This is a genomic window from Cellulomonas sp. McL0617, assembly GCF_049994875.1.
Classification (GTDB): Bacteria; Actinomycetota; Actinomycetes; order Actinomycetales; family Cellulomonadaceae; genus Cellulomonas.
Window position 1 is genome coordinate 1,281,482 of the sequence record NZ_CP188256.1, and the last position, 23,365, is coordinate 1,304,846.

Here is a 23,365-nt window from a genome sequence, read left to right on the forward strand (position 1 = left end):
GGCAAGGCGACGTCGGGGACGCCCGTCGCCACCCGGTTCCGGCGAGCCGACGTCGGGGACGCCGGCCGGGACCCGGTTCCCGCGAGCCGACGCCGTGCGGTGCGTCGGGGCCTCGTCGTACGGTGGTCCGACGAACCGCCGGAGGTGACCGATGCGCGAGACCGACCCGACCCGGGACGCAGGGGTGCGCGACGTCTCCCTCGCCGCGTCGCGGTACGTGGTCGACCGGGACGCGGAGCGGGACCGCGAGGCGGCGGACGACGAGCCCGACCAGACCGACGAGGCCGACCAGGCGACAGATGATCGGCCGCCCGGCGGGCCCACGCCGATGGCCGGTCGGATGCAGTTCCGGGCGGCCTGGGTGGACCGCGTGGTCGACCAGGCGATCGCGCGCGGGGAGTTCGACAACCTGCCGCTGGCCGGCAAGCCCATCCCCGGCATCGGGGCGCACCACGATCCCGACTGGTGGCTCAAGGCGCTGATCGAGCGTGAGCAGATCTCCGGTGTGCTGCCGGAGGCCATCCAGCTGCGCAAGGACGACGCGTCGCTCGACGAGCGGCTGGACGGGCTGCGCGCCGAGGCGCGCGTGCGCGAGGCGCTGGCCGAGTTCAACGCGCGGATCGTCGCGGCCCGGCGTCAGCTGATGGGCGGACCGCCCGTCGTGACGCCGTTGCGGGACGTCGAGCGCGAGGTCGCCGCCTGGCGGGCGCGCCGAGCATTGCCCGAGCCCGCGCCGAAGGCGGAGCCCCGGCGCCGCTCCTGGTGGCGCTGAAGCCTGCGGGCGTGCCGGCCTTGAGGCCTGCTGGCGGTGGGGCCTACTCGCGGTCCTCGAGCGCAGGCAGGATCGTCGTCGGGATGGCGAACGCGAGCCCGATGACCAGGATGCCGGCGACGAACAGCCAGGCGCCCCACGTGTAGTTGAACGCGATGGTGAACAGCGCCAGCCCGGCGAGGAACAGGATCATCGGGAACACGAACGAGATGGCGCGTCCGGGGGACTTCGTCTCGTCCTCACGATGCTGGAAGAGGGGCTGGCTCACTTCGACCTCCGGGTCCGTCCGCACGCTCGACTGCTCTGCGACTGAGGCCAGCCTAGTCACGCGCGTGGGGGTCGGGGTGCCCGACGCGGGCACGCTGACCACGCGTCAGTCGGTCCACTTCCAGAACGGGCGCACCTCGAGAGTGCCGAACCGGGCCATCGGGTGGTCGGCGGCGACCGCGACGGCCTCGTCGAGATCGACGCACTCGAGCAGGTCGAACCCGGCGATCTGCTCCTGCGTCTCCACGAACGGCCCCTCGGTCACCAGGAGCTTCCCGGAGCGCACGCGGACCGTGCGCCCGTCCTCCGGTGCCTGCAACCGGTCGCCCTCGCGCCGCCGCCCGGCGGCGTCGTTCGTCGTGACCCACGCCTCGATGGTGTCCTCGGCGGGCACGTAGGTCTCGGCGGCGGGGTCGTTCCAGACGAGCATCAGGAACTGCATGGTGTCCTCCAGTTGGGGTCGTCGACCAGATCCTTCACCGCCACGACGGAGCCGCGCACCCGGGATCGACACTCCGCGACGACGAGTTCTCAGCGCATCGGTCGGGCGCGCGGCGCACGGTGGCCGTACCGGGGCGCCGACGACGTCATGGTGAGCTCGATCAGGCGGACGACCCGTTGGCGCTGGCCCGCCCACGGGGCGAGCAGCTCGAGCATGCCGGCGTCGTCCGTCCGGCGGCCCGTGAGCGCCCACCCGACCAGGTGCGCCAGGTGGAAGTCGCCGACCGAGACGGCGTCGGCGTCGCCGAGCGCCCGCGACGAGACCTCGGCGACTGTCCACGGGCCGACGCCCTGCACCGTGCGCAGCCGCCGGTAGGCCTCGGTGATCGGCAGGTCGACGGACTCCTGCAGGCGACGCGCCACGGTGGCGGCGCGCGCGATCGTCCCGGCGCGCTGCTGGTCGACGCCGGCGCGCCGCCAGTCCCACACCGGGATGCTTCGCCAGCCCGAGGCGTCGGGCGGCACGCGCAGGGTCGTCGGACCGGGTCCCGGCGCGGGGGTCCCGTGCTGCCGCACCAGCGCCCGGTACGCGGCCTGGGCGTCGAGGCCCACCACCTTCTGCTCGAGGATCGCCGGGACGAGTGCCTCGAGCACGTTGTTCGAGCGCGGGATGCGCAGGCCCGGGAGGCGTCGGTGCGCGTCGTGGACCACCGGGTGCAGTCGCGAGTCGAACCCGGAGTCGTCGTCGCGAGAGCCCAGCAGCTCCGGCGTCTGCGCGAGCGCGAGTTCGGCACCCGGGCCCCAGGTGGTCACGTGCACGCCGTCGGCGCGCTGCCGCAGGTGCCGGGTGGCCGGTCCGTCCGGCGTCCGGGTGGCCTGCCAGATGCTCCCGTCGGCCGCGTACGACCAGGCCGGGTCGCCGCCGCCGCGCCGCAGCGCACGCAGGGTCAGGCGGAGGTCGAGGGGGAGGGCCGGGCGGTAGACGGTCGTCAACGGCGCGACAGTGGGTTCGTCCGGCGTCGGGGTGCGCGGCTCCGCCGGGTCGGCGACGGATGCGGCGGAGCTCACCCGCCCAGTGTGCGCCGTCTTCGGGTCGTCGATCGTCGGCTCGTCGGAAAGGAGGCGTTCCGTCGGTGGCGCAGGGCAGGATGCCCGCATGACGATCCGCACCGGCATCTCGGGCTGGCGGTACCCGCCGTGGCGCGGTGCGTTCTACCCGACGACGCTGCCGCAGCGCAGCGAGCTCGAGTACGCGTCGAGCCGGTTGACGTCGATCGAGATCAACGGCTCGTTCTACGCGCTGCAGAAGCCGGAGAACTTCCAGACGTGGTCCGCCCAGACGCCCGACGGTTTCGTGTTCTCCGTCAAGGCGCCCCGGTTCATCACGCACATGAAGAAGCTCGCCGACGTGCGCACGCCGGTGGCCAACTTCCTCGCCAGCGGGCTGCTCGCCCTCGGTCCGAAGCTGGGTCCGCTGCTCTGGCAGCTGCCGCCGAATCTCGGCTACGACCCCGCCCGCCTCACGACGTTCTTCGACCTGCTGCCGCGCACGACCGGTGCGGCCGCCGAGCTCGCGACGACACACGACGAGCGCCTGGACGGCCGCGCGTGGACGACCACCGACGAGGACCGGCCGCTGCGCCATGTCGTCGAGGTCCGGCACGCGACGTTCGAGAACACCGAGTTCGTCGATCTCATGCGTGAGCACGGGATCGGCGTCGTGATCGCCGACGCCGACGGGCGCTGGCCGGTGATCGAGGACGTCACCTCGGACCTCGTCTACCTGCGGCTGCACGGCGACGAGGAGCTCTACGCGAGCGGGTACGACGACGCGTCGCTGGACCGCTGGGCGGCGCGGGTGCGGGTCTGGGCCGCGGGCGGCGAGCCCGCGGACGCGAAGCGGCTGGGTCCGGCGGCCGAGCAGGTGGCCGGTCGGGACGTGTTCGTCTACTTCGACAACGACACCAAGGTCCGCGCCCCGCACGACTCGATGGCGCTCGCGGCGCGGTTGGGGATCGGGCCCACGGTCTGACGGGTCCTCTGCCCGACCGGCCCGCGACTGGCGGCGTCGCCCGCTCAGTGGCCGCGGAGGCGCTCGATCAGGCGGCGGTCGCGCTTGGTCGGTCGGCCGGCGCCGCGGTCGCGGGTGCCCGCGGCGATGTGCTCCTTGGGCGGCGGTGCGGGGGACCGGTCGAGGTAGCAGGCGACCGCGACGGGGGCGCCGACGCGCTTCACGACGGTCCGCTGCACGACGACGATCCGCTCGCGCTCGCCCCCGCGGACGTGCACCTCGTCGCCCGGCACCACCATCGTCGCAGGTTTGGCGCGCTCACCGTTCACGCGGACGTGCCCGGCCTTGCAGGCGGCGCCGGCCGCCGACCTCGTCGGGAAGAGGCGGACCGCCCAGGTCCAGGCGTCCACCCGCGCACGCGTCACCTCGCTCACGGTCCGACCCTCTCACGCGTGGTCGCCGGGAGAACTTCCCGGCCGCCGCGGGAGCCCGTGCCGTATCGGCTGGGAAACCGGTCCGGCCACGCTCGGTGGAGCGGGCACCGATCGGTGCCTGACGACGCAGACGGAGGCAGTCCCATGTCCAGCACGCAGACGCACCTGCAGGAGATGCCCAGCCCGACCGCGACCACGACGGGCACCGCAGCCCTGTGGCGGATCCTGGCGGCGCTGGCGATCGCACACGTGCTCGTGATGTTCGGCAGCTTCGGGCTGCAGAAGGTCGCCCCGCTCGGCGCGCCGCGCGACGTCGTGATCGCCGACCACGTCACGCATGCGGCGCCGCGCGGGCTGGCCGGCCTCTGCCTGACGCTCGCAGCGTTCCTGCTCCTCCTCGTCGCGGCGACGCTGCTCGGGCGGCTGCTGCGCGGCACCACGGAGCTGTCGGGCTGGCTGGCGTCGACGATCGCGGCCGCGGGCGCCGTGTACGTGGGGATCAGCGTGGTCGGTGAGCTGGCGCCGCTCGCGGCGGCCCTGTACGGCGGCCAGCACGGTGCGGGCGTCGACGTGGTCGTGGCCCTCGTCCAGCTGCACTGGTTCGCGCTGTACGGCGCGACGGGCGTGCTCGGCGTGTTCACGCTCGCCGTGGCCGGTGCGGTCCTGGCGACCCGGGCCCTGCCGCGGTGGGTCGCGTGGACCGGCCTCGTCGTCGGCGCGGTCTGCCTCGCCGGGGTACCAGGTGCGGGCGCCGGCCTCGCCGACACGGCGACCGCGGTGTGGTCGGTGTGGTTCGTCGGGCTGGGCGTGGCGGCGGCCCGTGCACCACGCGCGGGGCGCGTGCCGGCCGCGGCGTGAGGCCGTTGCCTCGGGCAGGCGGAGCGAGGACGATGACGCCCGTGGAGCCGGGGGTCTCGCGCAGGATGACGGTCGCGGTGGTCACCGCGGCCGTCGTCGCCTCGGCCTCGGGCCTGGTCTGGTCGCTCTGGGCGGCCGGCTCGACGGACGGTCCGTTGCTCGACGCGGTCCTCGGCGCCGCCGTCGTCGCCGCGCTGACCGTGACGGGCGCCGTCGTCGCGTTCTCGCGGCCCGCCAACCGGGTCGGCTGGACGATGCTCGCGGCGGGGACGCTCTGGGCGCTCGGCGACGCGGGCGTCGATGTCGCCCGGACCGCGTTCAGCTCTCACCCGGGCGGCGCCGTCTCGACGCTGGCGGTCGCGGGCTCGGTGGCGCGGGGGATCGCCTGGTGGCTGGTCGTCCTGGGCCTGCCGCTCTGGTTCCCGGACGGCCGGCTGGCGGGTCCGCGCTGGCGCTGGGTGTCGCAGGGGTTCGTCGCCGTCGTCGTCGCCTCGGCGGTCGGGACGCTCTTCGCCGCCGACGCGAACCTCGTCGGGCTCGACGGCTGGCGCAACCCGCTCGCCTTGCCGGACGCGCTGCAGCCGATCAGCGCCCTGCTCTCCCTCGGTTCGTTGGCCGGGGCCGTCGTCGTGACCGTCGGGTCCGTACGGCAGCTCGTGGCGCGGTGGCGGGTGGGGGACGCGTTGCGTCGGCAGCAGCTGCGGCTGTTCGTCGGCGCCGCGGCCCTGCCGGTCGTCGTCGGGCCCATCGCCCTGCTCACGGGCGCGGGCGGCTGGCTGTTCGACGTCGCCGCGCTGCCGTTGCCGTTCGCGGTCGCGTTCGCCGTGCTGGCACGGGGGCTCTACGACCTGCGCACGGCGGTGAACCGCACCCTCGTCTGGGTCGTGCTGTCGGGGACGGTGGCCGGGTTCTACGCCCTGGTCCTGGTGGGCGTGGGCGCCCGGTTCGATGTCAGCGACGCCGCCTGGCTGCCGTGGCTGGCCGCCGCCGTGGTCGCGGTGACGTTCGCCCCGCTGCGAGACGGCCTGCAGCGGGCGGTCAACCGGGTCACGTTCGGCCGCTGGGACGACCCGTACGCGGTGCTCTCGAGCCTCGGGCGGACGCTCGAGGCGTCCGCCGGGACCGACGCCGTGCTGCACGAGGTCGTGGTCGAGCTGGGCACCCTCGGGCTCGACCGGGTCGAGATCCTCGACGCCCAGCAGCGTTCCTTGGCTGGGGAGCCCGGGGGAGCGCTCGACGTTCCGCTCGTCGCCTACGGACGACCGGTCGGCACGTTGCGCTACCGCCCGCCGGTCTCGCCGCTGCGCGCCCGGGACCGGCGCCTGCTGGACGACCTCGCCCGCCAGCTCGGGGGCGTGCTGCACGCGCGCGCTCTCACCGACGACGTGCGAGCCGCGCTCGAACGTCTGGTGCTGGCGCGCGAGGAGGAGCGCCGTCGGCTGCGTCGCGACCTGCACGACGGGCTCGGTCCCGCGCTCGCCGGTCACCTGCTGAGGCTCGACGTGATCGCCGCCGAGGTGCCCACGGGATCGCCGCTCGCCGACGACGTGGCGGCGCTGCGCGACGACGTACGCGCGACCGTGCTCGACGTGCGGCGGGTGGTCGAGGGGCTGCGGCCGCCGGCGCTCGACGAGCTCGGGCTCGGCGGCGCGTTGGAGCAGGCCGGTCGTCGGCTCACGCTGGGCACGGGTGTGGTGCTGCGGGTCGACGTCGCGGCCGTGGGCCCGCTGCCCGCGGCCGTCGAGGTGGCCGCGTTCCGGATCGCGGCCGAGGCGATGACGAACGTGGTGCGGCACGCCGAGGCGCACGAGTGCGTGGTGCTCGTGGACCGGGTCGGCGAGCAGGTGCGGCTCCAGGTCCGCGACGACGGCCGGGGTCTCGGCTCGCCGACGCCGGGGAGCGGGCTGCACACGATGCGGGAGCGGGCCGAGGAGCTGGGCGGTCGGCTGACCGTCGCGACCGGGCCGGAGGGCACGACGATCACCGCTCTGCTGGGCGTCGGCGCGGTCCCCACCCTCGAACCGGTCGGTGGCGCATGAGGGTCCTGGTCGTGGACGACCACCCGGTGTTCCGGGACGGGCTGGTCGCCCTGCTGCGCACCCTGCCGGACGTGGAGGTCGCCGGCCTGGCCGGCGACGGCGAGACGGCCGTCGAGCTGGTGGCCGCCGGCGGCGTCGACGTGGTGCTCATGGACCTCAACCTGCCCGGCCGGTCGGGGATCGCGGCGACGGCCGCGATCGTGGCGCTGCCCGACCCACCTGCGGTGCTCGTCGTGACGATGGTGGACGACGACGGAGCCGTGGCGAGCGCGCTGCGCGCCGGCGCCCGGGGCTACCTGCTCAAGGGGTCGACGGGCCAGCAGATCGCCGACGCCGTGCGGACGGTCGCGGGCGGGGGCGTCGTCCTGGGGCCGGGCGTCGCGACCTACCTGCTCACCGCGCCGACGCCCACCGCCGACCCCGACGGGCTGACGGTCCGGGAGCGGGAGATCCTGTCGCTGCTCGCCGAGGGGGCCAGCAACGCGCAGATCGCCCGGACGCTCGGGCTGAGCCTGAAGACCGTGCAGAACTACACCTCGCGCGTGCTGGCCAAGCTCCAGGTGGCCGACCGGACCCAGGCGGCGCTGCGGGCGCGCGGCCCGCTCAGGCCCTGAGCTCCAGGTACTTCGTGATCAGGGCCTTGGTCGACGGGTCCTGGGCGGCCAGCGCGGCGGCGTCGCCCTGGACGGCCGGCGCGACCTCGAGCGCGAGCTTCTTGCCCAGCTCGACGCCCCACTGGTCGAACGAGTCGATGCCCCACACCACGCCCTGGACGAACGTGATGTGCTCGTAGAGCGCGATCAGCTGACCGAGCACCGACGGCGTGAGCGCAGCGGCGAGGATCGAGGTGGTCGGGCGGTTCCCCGAGAACACGCGCGCGGGCACGATCGCCTCGGCCGTCCCCTCGGCGCGCACCTCGTCGGCGGTCTTGCCGAAGGCCAGGGCCTTGGTCTGCGCGAAGAAGTTGGCCAGGAACAGGCCGTGCACGTCGACGCCGCCGTCGGTGAGCGGGTGGGCCGGGTTGGCGACCGCGATGAAGTCCGCCGGGATGAGCCGGGTGCCCTGGTGGATCAGCTGGTAGAACGCGTGCTGGCCGTTGGTGCCGGGCTCGCCCCAGAACACCTCGCCCGTGGAGGTGGTGACGGGGGTGCCGTCCCAGCGGACCGACTTGCCGTTCGACTCCATCGTCAGTTGCTGCAGGTAGGCGGGGAAGCGGTGCAGGTACTGGGCGTACGGCAGTACCGCGTGCGTGTGGGCGCCGAGGAAGTTGACGTACCAGACGTTGAGCAGGCCCATCAGGACGGGCACGTTCCGCGCGAACGGCGTGCTCGCCAGATGGGTGTCGACCGCGTGGAAGCCGGCCAGGAAGTCGCGGAACCCGTCGGGGCCGATGGCGATCGCGAGCGACGTGCCGATGGTCGAGTCGACCGAGTAGCGGCCCCCCACCCAGTCCCAGAAGCCGAACGCGTTGGCCGGGTCGATGCCGAACGCGGCGACCTTGTCCAGCGCGGTCGAGACGGCGACGAAGTGCTTGGCGACGGCGGCGTTGCGCGAGGCGTCGTCGTCGGCGGTGCCCAGCGTCTCCCAGAGCCAGGCGCGCGCGAGGCGGGCGTTGGTGAGCGTCTCGAGGGTGCCGAAGGTCTTGGACGCGACGATGAACAGGGTGGTCGCCGGGTTCAGACCCTTGACCTTCTCGGCCAGGTCCGTCGGGTCGATGTTGGAGACGAACCGCACCTCGAGGCCGGCCTGCACGTACGGCTTGAGCGCCTCGTACGCCATGACCGGCCCGAGGTCCGAGCCGCCGATGCCGATGTTCACGACGGTCGCGACCCGCTCACCCGTGACGCCCGTCCACGCGCCGGAGCGCACCTGGTCGGCGAACGCGTACATCTTGGTCAGCTCGGCTTGTACATCCGTGTCGACCTGCTGGCCGTCGACGACGAGCACCGGAGTCGTGCCTGCCGGTCGACGCAGCGCGGTGTGCAGGACGGCTCGGTCCTCGGTGACGTTGATGTGCTCGCCGCGCAGCTGGGCGGCGATGCGGTCAGCCAGCCCGACCTCGTCGGCGAGCCGGAGCAGCAGGGCGACCGTCTCGTCGGTGACCAGGTTCTTCGACAGGTCCACCGTGAGGTCGGCCAGCGAGAACGTCAGGCGCGTCGGGCGCTCGGCATCCGCTGCGAACCAGGCGCGCAGGTCGGGCGACAGCGTCGACTCGTGCTCGCTGAGCTCCTGCCAGGCGGTGGTGGCGGTGGCGTCGACGGGGGGCGTAGGCACGGTGGTTCCCTCTCTGCGGTGCGATTCCCCGGCCGGTCGTGGTCGCGACGCCGGGTCGGGTCCAACCTATTGCGCGGGCCAGGGGTGCCGCACGGGCGTCCGACACTGGACGGCGATGTCTAGGGTGTGCGTCATGTCTCGCGTTCCCACAGCCGTCCTCGCCGGACTGACCCTCGTGGTCGGCTTCGCCGTCGCGCAGGCCACCGGAGTGCGCGCTCTCGGCGGCGTCGTGCTGCTCGCGGGCGTGGCCTGGTGCGTCGTCCGTTCGCGGTCGGCGGGCTGGTGGCGGCTGTCGGCGGTGGTGCTGGCGGGCCTCGTCTGCTTCGTCGCGTCGCACCTGCTGGCCCCGGTCGTCGGTGCGTGGCCCTCGGTGATCCTCGTGGGGCTCGTGCTGGCGGGCGTGACCTACCCTCTCGTCGACAAGCCGCGCTCGTTGTCGGTCGCCGTCTAGGAAGCTCGTCGACGAGGGTGCGTCGACCCGGTGAAACGACTCCTCGGTCCGGTGGCGACTGCTGACAGGTCGCCGCAGCGCCCGCGGGCCTCGTCGGTCCGCGTCGGTCTTCGTCCGTCGTCGTCGGCCAGGATGTCCTCCATGGCCTCCCACCTCGTCTGCTGCGGGCTCGCGACACTGGACGTCGTCCAGGTGGTGGATCGCATCCCAGGGCCGAACGAAAAGCTCGTCGCGCACGAGCTGACGGCGACGTTCGGAGGTCCGGCGGCCAACGCGGCGGCCACGGCGGTCGCGCTCGGGGTGCGGACGGTGCTCGTCACCGCGCTCGGCAGCGGCCCGGTCGCCGACCTCGTTCGCGCTGGCCTCGTCGCCGCGGGGGTCGAGGTGGTGGATCTGCTCGAGGGTGTGCACGGAGCGTCACCTGCGGTGTCCACGGTGCTGGTGACGCGAGCGACCGGCGAGCGCGCGGTCGTCTCCGTCAACGCGACGGGGGTGCCGGACCTGGCCGAGGCGGCGTCGCGCGCCGCGGTCGTCCTGGAGGGTGCCGGCGCCCTGCTCGTCGACGGCCATCACCTCGCGGCCGCGCAGGCGCTCGCCGAGGCTGCGCGCGCACCCGTCCTGCTCGACGGCGGCAGCTGGAAGCCCGGGCTCGAGCTGCTGCTGAGACACGTCGACCACGCGGTCCTGTCGAGTGACTTCGCGATCCCCGACGACCTTGCGTCTCCTGCAGACTTCGCGGTGCCAGGGGGAGGCGCGCTGGGCGTCGACAGGGAGAGGGCGGCAGATCCAGCAGCTACGCGGGTCGCCGCGGTTCACCGGTCGATGGCTCCGGGCGGTGAGGCTGCTCCAGCAGACGCCACTCCAACCCCCGAGACCCCGGACCTGCTCGACGCCGTGGCCGCCTTCGGCCCACGGACCGTCGCCCGCTCGACCGGCCCGGGCCCGGTGCGCGTTCGGGTCACCGGGCCGCCGGTCGAGCGGTTCGAGATCCTGCCGCCGACCGTCGCCGTCGAGGACGTCGTCGACACGCTGGGTGCCGGCGACGTCCTGCACGGCGCGATCGCCGCGTCGCTCGCGCGCGGCGCGGAGATCGGCGACGCCATCCGCGTCGGCGTGCAGCGTGCCTCGGAGTCCGTGCGCCATGCGGGTGCGCTCGGGTGGGTCGCGGGCTGAGCCCACAGGACGTTCGGTCGCTCGGTCGACGTGCGCTCTGCCTGGGGGGCTGAGGTTCAGCCGTCGAACCTTGTCCTTGACGTGTTCATGCGGTCGGTGTGGGCCTGGATCACAGTGAGCAACGGCTGAAAGCTCTCTCGACCCATCGCGAGAAACGTGCACCGCTCGTCGAACTTGTCGACGAACGTCGCACGCCGGTCGTCGAGGTTGGCTACGACGAGCTCGTCCCAGGGGCTCGACCAGGCGGGACCGTGCAGCAGCGACGTGCCGGGGAGCATGCCCGACGCGCGCCCGAACATCTTGAACGGCTGGCGGATGTCGACGTAGATGGCGGTCTCGTCGGCCCACGCGACAGCCAGCGGGTAGGTGACGCGAAACCGGAAGAGGCCGCGTCCGAGGATGACGGCGCCAATGACTCGTCGCGTCGCCGACCGGCCCTGCTGGTCCTCCATCACGTGCCTCCCGTGTCACGACGCTACCGCGACCGGTCCCGTCGGGGTGCAGGCATTCTTACTGTGGACGGCTGTGCATTGTTTGGGGGCTGTGGACGGCTCGAACGCTTTCTCTTCATGGAACAGCGCCATGCGGCTGGCGCAGAGTGCTTGTCCAGGTCACGGCCAGCGGAGATCCCGACTCTCAGGAGAGTGCGTGTCAGTGGTGGGGTGAATGCTGGCGGCAAGCGGAATTCACGGGAAATGCCCGGGTACGTCAGAGGGGGAGTGCGTGGTGACATTCGATTTTTTGCCGGCCGACTCCGTGCAGGGCGCTCTCGCCGCGGTCGCGGAGGCGGTCGATCGGCTGGCGGCTCTCACTGACCCGGCCGCACCGTCGCGCGTGGAGGGAGCCGAGGCGGCGTCCGTCGTGACCGGCGCGCTGGCACTCGCCGGACGACTGTCGGCCGTCGCCGCGGGGGCGATCCCGGTCGTGGAGGCCGACGGGTGGTGGGCGCTCGAGGGTGCGAGGTCGGTGACGTCGTGGGTCGCGGCGAGCGGACGGCTGTCGCACGGACAAGCCGCGCGGCTGGTCGCGTTAGGCAGGGCGCTTCGCGACGATCTGCCGGTGACCGCGGTCGACGCCGTCTCGGGTGCGGTGAGCATCGAGGCTGCGCACGTGCTGGCCGCCGTGGCCAACACGCCCTCCCGCAAGGCCGCGCTCGCCGCGACCGCGCAGGACTGCGGGGAGGGGTTCCTCGTCGAGCACGCCCGTGAGCTGACCGTGGGCCAGCTGCGCATCCTCGCCCGTCGGTGGGCCGCGCACGCCGACCCGGAGTCCGACGAGCGCGGCTATCGCGAGGCGTCCGAGCGCGAATTCCTCGACCTCGCGAACACGACCGACGGCTGGCACCTGAGCGGGTTCCTCACCACCGACCACGGTCACGCCCTGACCGCCGCCCTCGACGCGCTCGCGGGCCGCTCCGCCGACCAGGCCGGCCAACCCGCGGGCCGCCGACGCGCCAATGCCCTGAACAACGTCGTCCGGACCGTGCTGGACAGCGACCTGACCGGCAGCACGGGCGACCACCGCCCCCAGATCACGGTGGTGACGGACCCGGCGACGCTCACCCGAGCGGTGGGCAGGGACGAGTCGGACCGCCCGGTGACAAGACAGGCGGCCAGCTCAGCTCTGGCTCCAGATGTCGATGCAGAGGAGGGGGCGATGAGGGCCGCCGATCCCGTCGCATCGGGTATGCGAGATGCCCCGGCATCTGACGTCGCGGCGCCGCGCGGATGCGCGGGAGAATCGCCGCCTGGCTTGTTCGACGAGAGTCACGACGCCGTGCTGCCAAGCGTCGTCGTTGAGTACATGGGCGATCGAGCAGGTCCCCTCGAGGTCACCGCCGATCGATCTGGCTCCCCGGGAGCGGTCGGCGGGGAGGTTGGAGTGGACGTCGCGGATCGTCGCGGTCACTCCGTCGCGGAAAGCGTGAGGGGTGACGGGGTGTCCTTCGCGGACGTCGCGAACGGTGGCGGGGACTCTGTCGTCGAGATCGAGCGGTTCGCCGTTGCCGAGCTCGTCGGCACGGGTCCGATCCCGGACTCGGTGCTCGCGCGCCTGGCGTGCGACAGCCAGATCACGCGCGTCGTGTTCGGACCGGATTCGGTGGTGCTCAACGTCGGGCGGGCCGAGCGGACGTACACGGGGGCCAAGCGTCGGGCGATCATCGCGCGGGACGAGCGGTGCCGATTCCCGGGCTGCTCCGCACCGCCGGGGATGTCGGAGGTGCACCACACCGAGCACTGGCTCCGCGACCACGGCGAGACCGACGTCCGCACGGGCGTGCTCACCTGCTGGTATCACCACGCGCTGATCCACGAACGGGCGATCGAGGTGCGGCGGGGTGCGGACGGGAGGTGGACCTTTCGCGATCGCCGCGGCCGCGAACTGGTCGGGCCGATCGGCTGACGGCTGGCAACGGTCCCCGATCGAGCCGAGGTCGATTCAGGCCGTGCCGAGCGCCTCGCGGACCAGGGGAGCGATCTTGGTGCCCAGCAGCTCGATCGACTTCAAAGACTCGAGCTGCGGCACTCCCGACAGGTCCATCTGGAACGACTGGCGGTCGTGGTGCAGCACCTCGTGCAGCGCGACGATCCGCTCGGCGATCTGCTCGGGCTCCCCGACGAAGTAGGCGCCGCCGCGTGCAGCCTGCGACTCGAACGAGATCCGGTTGGGCATCGAGAACCCGCGCTCGGCGGAGATCCGGCGCATGGACTCGTGCCAGAAGGGGTAGAAGAAGTCGCGCGCGGCCTTGGCGTCCTCGGCGAAGTAGCCCATGCCGGCCACCGAGACGAACCGGCTCGACCCGTCGTGCCCGGACTGTTCGTGGGCCCGGCGGTACAGGTCGACGAGCGGGGCGAACGACGCCGGCTGGCCGCCGATGATCGCGTAGCTGATGGGCAGCCCGAGCATGCCTGCCCGCACCGAGGACTGGGGGTTGCCGCCGGTCGCCACGGCGACGGTCAGGTGCTGTCCGCGGCCCGGGTGGTCGAACGGCCGGGGGAGGACCAGCGCGTCGTCGAGCGGCGGCCGGAACCGACCCGACCACGTCACGCGCTCGGCGTCGTCGATCCGCAGCAGCAGCTGGATCTTCTCGTCGTACAGCTCGTCGTAGTCGTCGAGCGAGGCGCCGAACAGCGGGTACGACTCGATGAACGACCCACGGCCGGCGAGCAGCTCGACGCGCCCCTGCGAGAGCAGGTCCATGGTCGCGAACTGCTGGTAGACCCGGACCGGGTCCTCGGTCGACAGGACGGTGACGGCGCTGCCGACGGTGATCCTGGACGTCTGCGCGAGGGCCGCCGCGATGACGGTCGAGGGCGACGAGATGGCGTAGTCGTGCCGATGGTGCTCGCCGATCCCGACGTAGTCGAGGCCCACCTCCTCGACCAGGCGGACGCGCTCGAGGACGTCGCGGATGCGCTGTCCCGGGCTGGTGACCTCGCCGGTCACGGGGTTGGGGTGGACGTCGCCGAACGTGTACATCCCGAGTTCCATGCTCATGCAAACGCATGCACCACCGCGGCTGTTCCCGCAGGTGAACGGGGATCCGGAAGGTATCGCTGCAGGTCAGGGGCGTGGTCAGGCACGGGCGCGGCCCGTCGGCGTGTGAGCGTTAACCGAAAGTCATCCCACGAAACGCTCGTGTGAACGTCCGGTCACGATGTGATCACGGTCACCGAAGTGACTTGACGTCGATTAGTAAGGAAGGTCTACTAACAAACGTGACAGCGACAACGCAGCCGCCCGCCGCGGCCCGGGGAGTTGGTCGGGCCCTGCGCCCGACCGGCAAGGTGCTCCCCGAGCACGCACGGGCGCACAACCGGTCGCTGGTGCTCGCTCACCTCTTCCACATCGGTCCGGCGTCGCGTGCCGACATCGCTCGCAGCACTGGTCTGACCCGCGTCACGGTCTCCGGTCTGGTGGCCGACCTGATCGCCGAGGGACTCGTCGAGGAGCTCGGCGTGCGCGTCGAGGGCAAGGTCGGCAAGCCGGCCACGCTGGTCGGCATGCGCACCGAGGCGTTCCAGATCGTCGCCGTCGACCTGACCGACGACTCGCGCCTGCTCGGCGCCGTGATGACCCTCGTCGGCGACGTGGTCGCCCGCCGCTCGGTCGCCCTCGAAGGGCGGACGGGCGAGGCCGCCGCCGTGCTGGTCGAGGAGCTGAGCCGGGATCTGCTCGCCGCGGCGACCCGCCCGGTCATCGGCGTCGGCATCGCGTCCCCGGGGGTCATCGACCTCGACGGCACGGTCGTCCAGGCCCCCAACCGTGGCTGGTACGGCCTTCCGCTGGCGGCCCGGCTCACGGAGCTCCTCGGCGTTCCGGTGCACGTCGCCAACGACGCCAACACCCGTGCCCTCGGCGAGTTCACGTACGGCGCGGCGGCCGGCTCGGGCTGCATGGTCGTCACCATCGGCCAGGGTGTGGGCGCCGGGATGGTCGTGGACGGCGCCCTCGTCCTCGGTCGGCACCACGCAGCAGGCGAGATCGGCCACGTGACCGTCGTCGACGGAGACGCGCGTGACGAACCCCCGCTGGAGTGCGCCTGCGGCCGCTCCGGCTGCCTCGAGACCGTGCTGAGCGTGCCGGCCCTGCGCCGCCGCACCGCGGGACTCACCCCTGAAGAGTCCGACGCCGCACTGGCGTCGGTCGGACGGTTGCTGGGCATCGCCCTGGCACCCGTCGTCAGTGCCCTCGACCTCGCCGAGGTCCTGCTCTCCGGTCCGCCGGAGCTGCTGGACGGACCTCTGCGGGACGCGGCGCTCACCACCGTCCGCGCGCGGACCATGCCTGTCATCGGGCACGGACTCGCCATGCGGATGGGATCCCTCGACGAGGACGGGGCTCTCGCTGGTGCGGCAGTCCTCGTTCTGTCGGGCCAGCTGGGGGTCTCGTGACGACCCCCAGCCGGCCCACTGCAGTCGGAAGAAACCCCCGGCGACGCCGCTCGGCGATCGTCTCGCTCACGGGAGGAAACCCCAACGTGAAGATCCTACGTTTCGCGGCCGTCGGCGTGGCGGCAGCGCTCACGCTCGCCGCCTGCGGCAACTCCAACGACAGCTCGTCGTCGGACACGCCCTCGGCAAGCAAGGCGCCCGAGGCTGCCACCATCAAGCTCTGGCTCAACGGCACGGACACCCCGGACGCCCTGCGCCAGTACCTCACGACGACCTTCGCGGCCCAGAACCCCGGCTCGACGCTCGTCATCGAGCAGCAGGACTGGACCGGCCTGGTCCCGCGCCTGCAGACCGCCCTCGCGTCGGCCGACCAGACGCCGGACGTCGTCGAGATCGGCAACACGCAGTCGCCGACGTTCACCTACGCAGGTGCGTTCGCCGACATCACCGACATGAAGGCCGAGCTGGGTGGCGACAAGCTGCTCCCCGGCTTCGTCGAGGCCGGTAGCGCGGACGGCAAGTTCTACGCCGCTCCGTACTACTCCGGTGCGCGCGCCGTCTTCTACAACAAGGACGCGTTCGCCGCCGCCGGCGTCGAGGTGCCCACCACGCTCGCCGACTTCACCACGGTCGCCAAGAAGCTGCAGGCGGCCAACCCCTCCGGTTCCGGCTTCTGGCTGCCCGGCCAGGACTGGTACAACGGCGCGTCGTGGCTGTACACCAACGGCGGCGACTTCGCCGTCAAGGACGGCGACAAGTGGAAGGGCGCCCTCGAGGACCCGAAGTCGCTGAAGGGTCTGGAGCAGGTCCAGGACCTGTTCAAGAACGCGACGAAGGCTCCGGCCGACGCCAACTCCGACCAGCCCTGGGTTCCGTTCAACGCCGGCCAGGCCGCGATGTTCTCGGCGCCCACCTGGGCCCGCTGGAGCATCGACCTGCCGCAGTGCAACAAGGGTGTTGCCAAGGACGACGTCTCTGACGCCGCCAAGGCTGCCCTGAAGGAGCAGCAGGCCTGCAACGAGGAGCACACCGGTGTCTTCCCGCTGCCGGGCATCGAGGCCGGCTCGTACGCCACGGGCTTCGCCGGTGGCTCGAACATCGCGATCGGCGCCAAGTCGCAGCACAAGGAGCTGGCCAAGAACCTGCTGAAGATCATCTTCTCGGCGGACTTCCAGAACATGCTCGGCAAGAACGGCCTCATCCCCGGCAACTCCGCGTACGCGGCCTCGATGGGTGACGACGTCTACGCGAAGGCCGCTGTGGCCGCCGCACTCAACGCGAAGCTCACGCCGGCCGCCGAGAACTGGGCCACCGTCGAGGGCAACCGCACGCTGGAGGACTTCTTCCAGCAGATCGCCTCGGGCGCCGACATCAAGACTGCTGCCGCCACCGCGGACAAGCAGATCGCGGACGCGCTCAACAACTGATTACCTCGGCTGGTCACCCCCTCCGTCGAGGAGGTGACCAGCCGGGCCGAACACCCCACACGCAGCACACACCACTGCTGTACTGATCATCGGTCGTCGTTCGTGCACCGAGCGGACGCCCACCTGATCCGGGTGCGGTCGGGCCTGCCGACGCAGGCGGGTCCGACCGCGCCACCAGACAGGAGCCTCTTCCCATGGCAGCCATTGCCCCCGTGGTCGAGCACGACGGCGCCCCGCCCGTGTTCCCACGCCGTAAGCGCCGCAAGCTCGGTGTGTACGGCCTGCTGGTCCCGGCCAGCATCCTCATCGGCGTCGCCCTCGGCTACCCGCTGGTCCGTCAGTTCATCACCTCGTTCCAGGAGTTCGGGCTCAAGCAGCAGTTCGGCGCCCCGCCCGAGTGGGTCGGCCTGAAGAACTACCAGACGCTGCTGACCGACCCGTACGTGTGGACCGTCATCGCCCGCTCGATCGCGTTCTGCCTGGTGAACGCGGCCGTCACGATGGTTATCGGCATCGCGTTCGCGGTCCTCATGCAGCGGGTCACGCGCACGGCGCGGATGACCCTGCAGATCTCGCTGCTGCTGGCGTGGGGGACCCCGGTCCTCGCGTCCATGACCGTGTGGCAGTGGCTGTTCAACTCCCAGTACGGCGTCATCAACTGGGTGCTCGCCAACGTCTTCGGCATGACCGACATGGCCGGCCACTCGTGGATCATCCAGCCGCTGTCGTTCTTCTTCGTCGCCACCGTGATCGTGGTCTGGATGTCCGTGCCGTTCGTCGCGTTCTCCGTCTACGCGGGCCTGCTGCAGGTTCCCGACGAGACGTTGGAGGCCGCCCAGCTCGACGGCGCCTCCCAGCGACAGCAGTTCTGGAACATCACCATCCCGATGATCCGACCGGTCCTGTCGATCGTGATGCTCCTGCAGGTGATCTGGGACCTGAAGGTGTTCACCCAGATCTACGTGCTGCAGCGCGCCGGCGCCCCGACGCACGAGACCAACCTGCTGGGCACGCTCATCTACTCCTACGCGGGCAACTTCTCCAAGGCGAGCGCGCTCGCCACGATCATGCTGGTCATCACGCTCGCCCTGACCGGTTTCTACATCCGGCAGATGCTGAAGGAGGACGAGCTGTGAGCACCCCCCTCGCCATCCCGTCGGCCACCGTGGGCACCCCCGACGCCACGGTCGCCACGCGCAAGGTCCGCTCCACCGAGTCGGGCCGCACCCAGGGCCGGCGCTCGCGCCGCGTGTGGAGCGTCGTCGCCGTCCTCGTCGCGATCGCCTGGGTCTTCCCGATCTACTGGATGATCAACAGCGCGCTGCTGCCGCTGAACAAGCTGCAGGGGACGCGGCCGACGTTCCTCCCGCTCGGCGGCACGCTCGCCAACGTCCGCGAGGTGCTCAAGGACCCGACGTTCTGGGACGCGACGAAGATCTCGCTCGTGGTCGTCGTCATCGTGCTCGTCGCCGCCCTGATCTTCGCGTTCCTCGCCGCGCTGGCCGTCAGCCGGTTCCGGTTCCGGGGCCGCAAGTCGTTCATCCTGACGATCCTCGTGGTGCAGATGATCCCCGCCGAGGGGCTGTTCATCTCGCAGTACCGGATGCTCGACAGCTGGAACCTGGTGAACACCGCGATCGGTCTGTCGATCGTCTACACGGCCGCGATCCTGCCGTTCACCATCTGGATGCTGCGCGGGTTCGTCGCCGGTGTGCCGATCGAGCTCGAGGAGGCCGCGATGGTCGACGGCCTCTCGCGGACCGCCGCCTTCTTCCGGATCACCTTCCCGCTGCTCGCCCCCGGTCTCGTCGCCGCCGGCGTCTACGCGTTCCTGCAGGCCTGGAACGAGTACACGCTCGCGCTGGTGGTCATGACGGACCCGAAGCAGCACACGCTGCCGCTCTGGCTGCAGGGTCTGGTCCAGACGAACCGCGCCACCGACTGGGGAGTCGTCATGGCCGGCTCGGCCCTGATCGCGGTGCCGGTGATCATCTTCTTCCTGTTCGTCCAGAACAAGATGACGTCCGGGCTCGTCGCCGGTGCGGTGAAGGGCTGACGTGAGCAAGCAGGGGATCCCGACGCTCGCTGGGACGGCGTCGGACGACAGAGCACGCCCGTGGTCGATCGGTCTCGACATCGGGGGCACCAAGGTGCTCGGTGTCGCGCTCGACGGCGACGGCGTGGTGCGGCACCAGATCAGGCTCGCGACGGCCAAGGGCGTCCAAGGTCTGGTCGACGTCGCGGTCGCGGTGGTCGAGGACCTGGCCGGTCGCGTGGGTGTGCCCGTGTCCGAGCTCGCCGGTGTCGGCATCGGTCTGCCTGGTGTCGTCGACGCCGACAAGGGACTCGTCGAGCACGCCGTGAACCTCGGCATCGAGCAGAGCACGCCGCTCGCGGCCCTGGTCGCGGAGCGCCTCGGCGTGCAGGTCCGGGTCGAGAACGATCTCACCGTCGCCGTCGTCGGCGCCGCGCACACCGTCGACGGGGCACAGGGGACCAGCGAGCCCGGGGTGCACGACCTCGCGTTTCTCGCGCTCGGCACCGGCCTCGCCGCGGGCCTCCTGCTCGAGGGTCGGCTGCGCCGCGGTTCGCACGGGGGCGCCGGCGAGATCGGCCACCTGACGCTCGTGCCCGACGGGCTGCCCTGCAAGTGCGGTCAGCTGGGCTGCCTGGAGCAGTACGCCTCGGGGTCCGCGCTCGACGTCGCCTGGCCGAGCCGGTTCGGGCGTCCCGCGCCCGCCGAGCTGTTCACGGCGGCGGCCGACGGCGACCCGCGAGCCATCGAGGTTCGCGACCGGTTCGCCTGGGCCGTCGCGGCCGCGGTGCGCATGCTCGTCCTCACCGCCGACGTCGACCTCGTCGTCATCGGCGGCGGCGTCAGCGCGCTCGGGCAGCCGCTGCTGCGGGCCGTGCGCAGCGAGCTGGAACGGCAGGCGGAGGCGTCGCCGTTCCTGGCGTCGATGAGCCTGCCGGGACGCGTGAGCCTCGCGCCCGCGGACGTGCCGGTCGGTGCCGTCGGCGCGGCCCTGCTCGGGCGAGGGGAGTACTTCTGATGGAGGTCGTCATCGGTCCCGGCGCCGAGCTGGGGCGTCTCGCCGCGGACGCGATCGAGCATCTCCTGCGCGAGCAGCCCGACGCCGTCCTCGGCCTGGCCACCGGGTCGAGCCCGCTGGCCGTCTACGACGAGCTCGCGCGTCGGCACGCCGAGGCGGGCCTGTCGTTCGCGCGCGCCCGGGCGTTCATGCTCGACGAGTACGTCGGGCTCGACGCTGCGCACCCCGAGCGGTACCGCAACGTCATCGAGACCGAGATCGCGTCCCGCGTCGACTTCGCCGACGGTGCGGTGCAGGGCCCCGACGGCCTCGCCGCAGACCTCGTCGTGGCCTGCCGCGCGTACGAGGAGTCGATCGCCGAGGCAGGTGGCGTCGACCTGCAGATCCTCGGGATCGGCACCGACGGCCACATCGCGTTCAACGAACCGGGCTCGTCGCTCGCCTCGAGGACGCGGATCAAGACGCTGACCCGGCAGACCCGTGAGGACAACGCCCGGTTCTTCGGGGGAGACCTCGACCAGGTGCCCACGCACTGCCTCACGCAGGGCCTGGCGACGATCATGTCGGCCCGGCACCTCGTGCTGCTGGCCACCGGCAAGGGCAAGGCGGAGGCCGTGCACCAGCTGGTCGAGGGCCCGGTCAGCGCGATGTGGCCGGCGACCATCCTGCAGCACCACCCGCACGTCACCGTCCTGGTGGACGACGCCGCCGCGAGCCGGCTGCAGCTGGCCGACTACTACCGCGAGACGTACCTGTCGAAGCCCGCGTGGCAGGGCCTCTAGGGGGTCCTCGCACCGCCGCGACCGCGAGATCGTGAGGTAGCGACGAGGTCGTGAGCTCCAGCTCACGACCTCGTCGCCACGTCACGATCTCGTCGTCGAGCCACGATCTGGTCGGCCGGTGCGGCGTGCGCCCCGGGTGCGGTCGCCGACCGGCGGGCGCCCCCGACGGGGCGGGTGCCCACGTACACTCGACGCCATGAGTGAGCCGTTCCCGATGCCGTCGCCATCCCGAACGACGACCGACGACCCGTCCGGACCGGACCAGGGCACGTCGACCAGCGTGCTGGAGCGCGAGGAGACTCGCGAGGAGGTCGAGCCGGGCGACCACGAGCGGTTCGCGCACTACGTGCGCAAGGAGAAGATCCTCGACTCGGCCCTCAGCGGCAAGCCGGTGATCGCCCTGTGCGGCAAGGTCTGGGTGCCGGGTCGCGACCCCAACAAGTTCCCCGTGTGCCCGGTGTGCAAGGAGATCTACGAGGGCCTGCGCGAGCCCCAGGACGGCGACGACAACGCCGGCGGGGGCAAGTCCGGCGGTCGTCGCTGGGGCTTCGGCCGCAATCCGTCGGGCGGCTCGGGCGGCTCCGGTGACGCGTCGTCCACGGGCAGCTTCGGTTCGCCTGCCGGTCCGACAAGCGGAGCTTCGTGACGGCGGCCCCGCGCCCGTCCGTCGTCCCCTCCACCCTCTCGTCCAGCCACGCGTCGTCGTCGGCCGCGTCACAGCTGCCGCCGGCGTTCCCCAGCCGCGCGCCGTGGGGGACCGCGAACAAGCTGCGCGCGTGGCAGGCCGAGGCGCTCGAGCAGTACCGGGTGGCCAACCCGCGCGACTTTCTCGCGGTCGCCACCCCGGGCGCCGGCAAGACGACGTTCGCGCTGCGCATCGCCACCGAGCTGCTCGAGGCCCGGGTGGTGCGACGGGTCACCGTCGTCGCCCCGACCGAGCACCTCAAGCGTCAGTGGGCCGACGCAGCCGCACGGGTCGGCATCACGCTCGACCCCAACTTCAGCAACGCCCAGGGCCGGCACGGGCACGGGTTCGACGGCGTCGCGGTCACCTACGCGCAGGTGGCCAGCAAGCCGATGCTGCACGCGGCACGCACCACCACCGAGCCGACGCTCGTGATCCTCGACGAGGTGCACCACGGCGGCGACGCGCTGAGCTGGGGCGACGCCGTGCGCGAGGCCTTCGATGGCGCGACGAGGCGGCTCGCGCTGACCGGCACACCGTTCCGCTCGGACACCGCCGCCATCCCGTTCGTGCGCTACGACCGGGGCGGTGACGGCATCCGCCGCAGCGCGGCCGACTACACCTACGGCTACGGCGACGCGCTGCGCGACCACGTGGTGCGCCCGGTCATCTTCCTGTCGTACAGCGGCTCGATGCGTTGGCGGACCAAGGCCGGCGACGAGATCAGCGCCCGCCTCGGCGAGGCGCTCACCAAGGACATGACCGCGCAGGCGTGGCGGACCGCGCTCGACCCGGACGGCGAGTGGATCACCAGCGTCCTCGCTGCCGCGGACCGCCGCCTCACCGAGGTGCGGCGCACGGTGCCGGACGCGGGCGCGATGGTCATCGCCACGGACCAGACCGACGCCCGCGCGTACGCGGGCCACCTCGCGCGGCTGACCGGCAAGGCTCCGACGGTCGTGCTCTCGGACGACGACGGCGCGAGCGACCGGATCGACGAGTTCTCCTCGGGCACCTCGCGCTGGATGGTGGCCGTCCGCATGGTGTCGGAGGGCGTCGACGTGCCGCGGCTGGCGGTCGGCGTGTACGCGACGAGCACGGCGACCCCCCTGTTCTTCGCGCAGGCCGTCGGCCGCTTCGTGCGCGCCCGTCGCCGCGGTGAGACCGCCTCCGTGTTCCTGCCGAGCGTCCCGCAGCTGCTCGCGCTCGCCGGCACGCTCGAGCTCGAGCGCGACCACGCGCTGGACCGCCCCAAGACGGCCGAGGAGCTCGGCGAGGGCTTCAGCCCCGAGGACGCCCTCCTGGAGGCGGCGAACGCCGAGCGCAACGGGCCTGACGAGATCGGTCCGGACGGCAAGCAGGGTGCGTTCGAGGCGCTCGAGGCGCAGGCGTCGTTCGACCGGGTGCTGTTCGACGGCGGCGAGTTCGGCACGGGCGCGGAGATGGGGTCCGACGAGGAGCTCGACTTCCTCGGCCTGCCCGGGCTGCTCGACGCCGACCAGGTCTCGGCGCTGCTGCGGCAGCGGCAGGCCGATCAGCTGAGCGGGCGCAAGAGGGCCGCCGCCGACGACGTGCCCGCGATGGACCACCGCAAGCAGGCCGAGCTGCGCAAGGAGCTGTCGCAGCTGGTGGGTGCCTGGGCGCGCCGGAGCGGGCAGCCGCACGGGTCGGTGCACAGCGAGCTGCGCCGCCGCTGCGGAGGCCCCGAGGTGGCGCTCGCCGACCCCGACCAGCTGACGGCGCGGGTCGCGATGGTCCGCGGCTGGTTCGTCGGGAAGAAGTAGCCACCCCGCCGGGTGAAGT

General features: G+C 72.3%; 23 protein-coding genes. 16 read left to right on the forward strand and 7 right to left on the reverse strand.

Going from position 1 to position 23,365, the window contains the following annotated elements:
- Positions 1-151: 151 nt before the first annotated feature.
- Entirely contained in the window at positions 152-772 is a 621-nt protein-coding gene (locus ACPPVS_RS05755) for a DUF1992 domain-containing protein (protein WP_426595075.1), read from the forward strand.
- A gap of 43 nt (positions 773-815) precedes the next feature.
- On the opposite strand, the gene ACPPVS_RS05760 is transcribed toward ACPPVS_RS05755, so the two are convergent.
- From ACPPVS_RS05760 to ACPPVS_RS05770, 3 genes are all read right to left on the reverse strand, one after another.
- On the reverse strand, positions 816-1,040 hold the full coding sequence (locus ACPPVS_RS05760) for a hypothetical protein (protein WP_426595076.1): 225 nt from the start codon (positions 1,038-1,040) through the stop codon (positions 816-818).
- A 105-nt stretch (positions 1,041-1,145) separates the two neighbouring features.
- Entirely contained in the window at positions 1,146-1,481 is a 336-nt protein-coding gene (locus ACPPVS_RS05765) for a YciI family protein (RefSeq protein ID WP_426595077.1), read from the reverse strand.
- Between the two features lie 89 nt (positions 1,482-1,570).
- Entirely contained in the window at positions 1,571-2,548 is a 978-nt protein-coding gene (locus ACPPVS_RS05770; protein ID WP_426595078.1) for a DNA-3-methyladenine glycosylase family protein, read from the reverse strand.
- Positions 2,549-2,636: 88 nt separating this feature from the next.
- On the opposite strand from ACPPVS_RS05770, the gene ACPPVS_RS05775 reads away from it, so the two are divergent.
- Positions 2,637-3,512, forward strand: a complete 876-nt coding sequence (locus ACPPVS_RS05775; protein WP_426595079.1) for a DUF72 domain-containing protein — start codon at positions 2,637-2,639, stop codon at positions 3,510-3,512.
- A 44-nt stretch (positions 3,513-3,556) separates the two neighbouring features.
- Here ACPPVS_RS05775 and ACPPVS_RS05780 read toward each other — a convergent pair whose 3' ends face one another.
- Positions 3,557-3,925 (reverse strand): RNA-binding S4 domain-containing protein, encoded by a 369-nt coding sequence (locus ACPPVS_RS05780; protein ID WP_426595080.1) that lies wholly within the window; start codon positions 3,923-3,925, stop codon positions 3,557-3,559.
- Between the two features lie 144 nt (positions 3,926-4,069).
- On the opposite strand from ACPPVS_RS05780, the gene ACPPVS_RS05785 reads away from it, so the two are divergent.
- Genes ACPPVS_RS05785 through ACPPVS_RS05795 form a run of 3 tightly spaced genes read left to right on the forward strand, consistent with a single transcriptional unit; the run spans position 4,070 to position 7,436 of the window.
- The gene (locus ACPPVS_RS05785; RefSeq protein WP_426595081.1) at positions 4,070-4,783 is read left to right on the forward strand and encodes a hypothetical protein; all 714 of its coding nucleotides are present in this window, start codon (positions 4,070-4,072) and stop codon (positions 4,781-4,783) included.
- A 32-nt stretch (positions 4,784-4,815) separates the two neighbouring features.
- Positions 4,816-6,822, forward strand: coding sequence for a sensor histidine kinase (locus ACPPVS_RS05790; protein WP_426595082.1), 2,007 nt, complete (start codon positions 4,816-4,818; stop codon positions 6,820-6,822).
- Positions 6,819-7,436: a response regulator transcription factor gene (locus tag ACPPVS_RS05795; RefSeq protein WP_426595083.1), complete on the forward strand. Its 618-nt coding sequence runs from the start codon at positions 6,819-6,821 to the stop codon at positions 7,434-7,436. The genes ACPPVS_RS05790 and ACPPVS_RS05795 overlap by 4 nt, the downstream gene beginning before the upstream one ends.
- Here ACPPVS_RS05795 and pgi read toward each other — a convergent pair.
- The gene (gene pgi, locus ACPPVS_RS05800) at positions 7,426-9,096 is read right to left on the reverse strand and encodes a glucose-6-phosphate isomerase (protein ID WP_426595084.1); all 1,671 of its coding nucleotides are present in this window, start codon (positions 9,094-9,096) and stop codon (positions 7,426-7,428) included. The two genes, ACPPVS_RS05795 and pgi, sit on opposite strands and share 11 nt — an antisense overlap.
- A 133-nt stretch (positions 9,097-9,229) precedes the next feature.
- Between pgi and ACPPVS_RS05805 the strand changes: the two genes are divergently transcribed.
- Both ACPPVS_RS05805 and ACPPVS_RS05810 read left to right on the forward strand, forming a co-directional pair.
- Positions 9,230-9,547: a hypothetical protein gene (locus tag ACPPVS_RS05805; protein WP_426595085.1), complete on the forward strand. Its 318-nt coding sequence runs from the start codon at positions 9,230-9,232 to the stop codon at positions 9,545-9,547.
- Between the two features lie 141 nt (positions 9,548-9,688).
- A complete protein-coding gene (locus ACPPVS_RS05810) occupies positions 9,689-10,720 on the forward strand; it encodes a PfkB family carbohydrate kinase (RefSeq protein ID WP_426595086.1) in 1,032 nt (343 codons plus the stop codon).
- Positions 10,721-10,776: 56 nt separating this feature from the next.
- On the opposite strand, the gene ACPPVS_RS05815 is transcribed toward ACPPVS_RS05810, so the two are convergent.
- Positions 10,777-11,172 carry a hypothetical protein gene (locus tag ACPPVS_RS05815; RefSeq protein ID WP_426595087.1) on the reverse strand — a complete coding sequence of 132 codons (396 nt, stop codon included), beginning with the start codon at positions 11,170-11,172 and terminating at the stop codon, positions 10,777-10,779.
- 271 nt (positions 11,173-11,443) lie between these two features.
- Between ACPPVS_RS05815 and ACPPVS_RS05820 the strand changes: the two genes are divergently transcribed.
- On the forward strand, positions 11,444-13,123 hold the full coding sequence (locus ACPPVS_RS05820; protein WP_426595088.1) for a DUF222 domain-containing protein: 1,680 nt from the start codon (positions 11,444-11,446) through the stop codon (positions 13,121-13,123).
- A gap of 36 nt (positions 13,124-13,159) precedes the next feature.
- On the opposite strand, the gene ACPPVS_RS05825 is transcribed toward ACPPVS_RS05820, so the two are convergent.
- The gene (locus ACPPVS_RS05825; RefSeq protein WP_426595089.1) at positions 13,160-14,218 is read right to left on the reverse strand and encodes an LLM class flavin-dependent oxidoreductase; all 1,059 of its coding nucleotides are present in this window, start codon (positions 14,216-14,218) and stop codon (positions 13,160-13,162) included.
- Positions 14,219-14,439: 221 nt separating this feature from the next.
- Between ACPPVS_RS05825 and ACPPVS_RS05830 the strand changes: the two genes are divergently transcribed.
- From ACPPVS_RS05830 to ACPPVS_RS05865, 8 genes are all read left to right on the forward strand, one after another.
- Positions 14,440-15,615, forward strand: a complete 1,176-nt coding sequence (locus ACPPVS_RS05830) for an ROK family transcriptional regulator (protein ID WP_426595090.1) — start codon at positions 14,440-14,442, stop codon at positions 15,613-15,615.
- 86 nt (positions 15,616-15,701) lie between these two features.
- Positions 15,702-17,042 (forward strand): extracellular solute-binding protein, encoded by a 1,341-nt coding sequence (locus ACPPVS_RS05835; protein WP_426595091.1) that lies wholly within the window; start codon positions 15,702-15,704, stop codon positions 17,040-17,042.
- Between the two features lie 194 nt (positions 17,043-17,236).
- Entirely contained in the window at positions 17,237-18,178 is a 942-nt protein-coding gene (locus ACPPVS_RS05840) for a carbohydrate ABC transporter permease (protein WP_426595092.1), read from the forward strand.
- A complete protein-coding gene (locus tag ACPPVS_RS05845) occupies positions 18,175-19,098 on the forward strand; it encodes a carbohydrate ABC transporter permease (protein WP_426595093.1) in 924 nt (307 codons plus the stop codon). The genes ACPPVS_RS05840 and ACPPVS_RS05845 overlap by 4 nt, the downstream gene beginning before the upstream one ends.
- A 1-nt stretch (position 19,099) precedes the next feature.
- Complete coding sequence (locus tag ACPPVS_RS05850) at positions 19,100-20,095, forward strand: ROK family protein (protein WP_426595094.1); 996 nt, start codon at positions 19,100-19,102, stop codon at positions 20,093-20,095.
- The gene (gene nagB / locus ACPPVS_RS05855; protein ID WP_426595095.1) at positions 20,095-20,877 is read left to right on the forward strand and encodes a glucosamine-6-phosphate deaminase; all 783 of its coding nucleotides are present in this window, start codon (positions 20,095-20,097) and stop codon (positions 20,875-20,877) included. Before ACPPVS_RS05850 ends, nagB begins: the two co-directional genes overlap by 1 nt.
- A gap of 196 nt (positions 20,878-21,073) precedes the next feature.
- Positions 21,074-21,523: a DUF3039 domain-containing protein gene (locus ACPPVS_RS05860; RefSeq protein ID WP_426595096.1), complete on the forward strand. Its 450-nt coding sequence runs from the start codon at positions 21,074-21,076 to the stop codon at positions 21,521-21,523.
- Positions 21,520-23,346: a DEAD/DEAH box helicase gene (locus tag ACPPVS_RS05865; RefSeq protein ID WP_426595097.1), complete on the forward strand. Its 1,827-nt coding sequence runs from the start codon at positions 21,520-21,522 to the stop codon at positions 23,344-23,346. Before ACPPVS_RS05860 ends, ACPPVS_RS05865 begins: the two co-directional genes overlap by 4 nt.
- Positions 23,347-23,365: the final 19 nt, after the last annotated feature.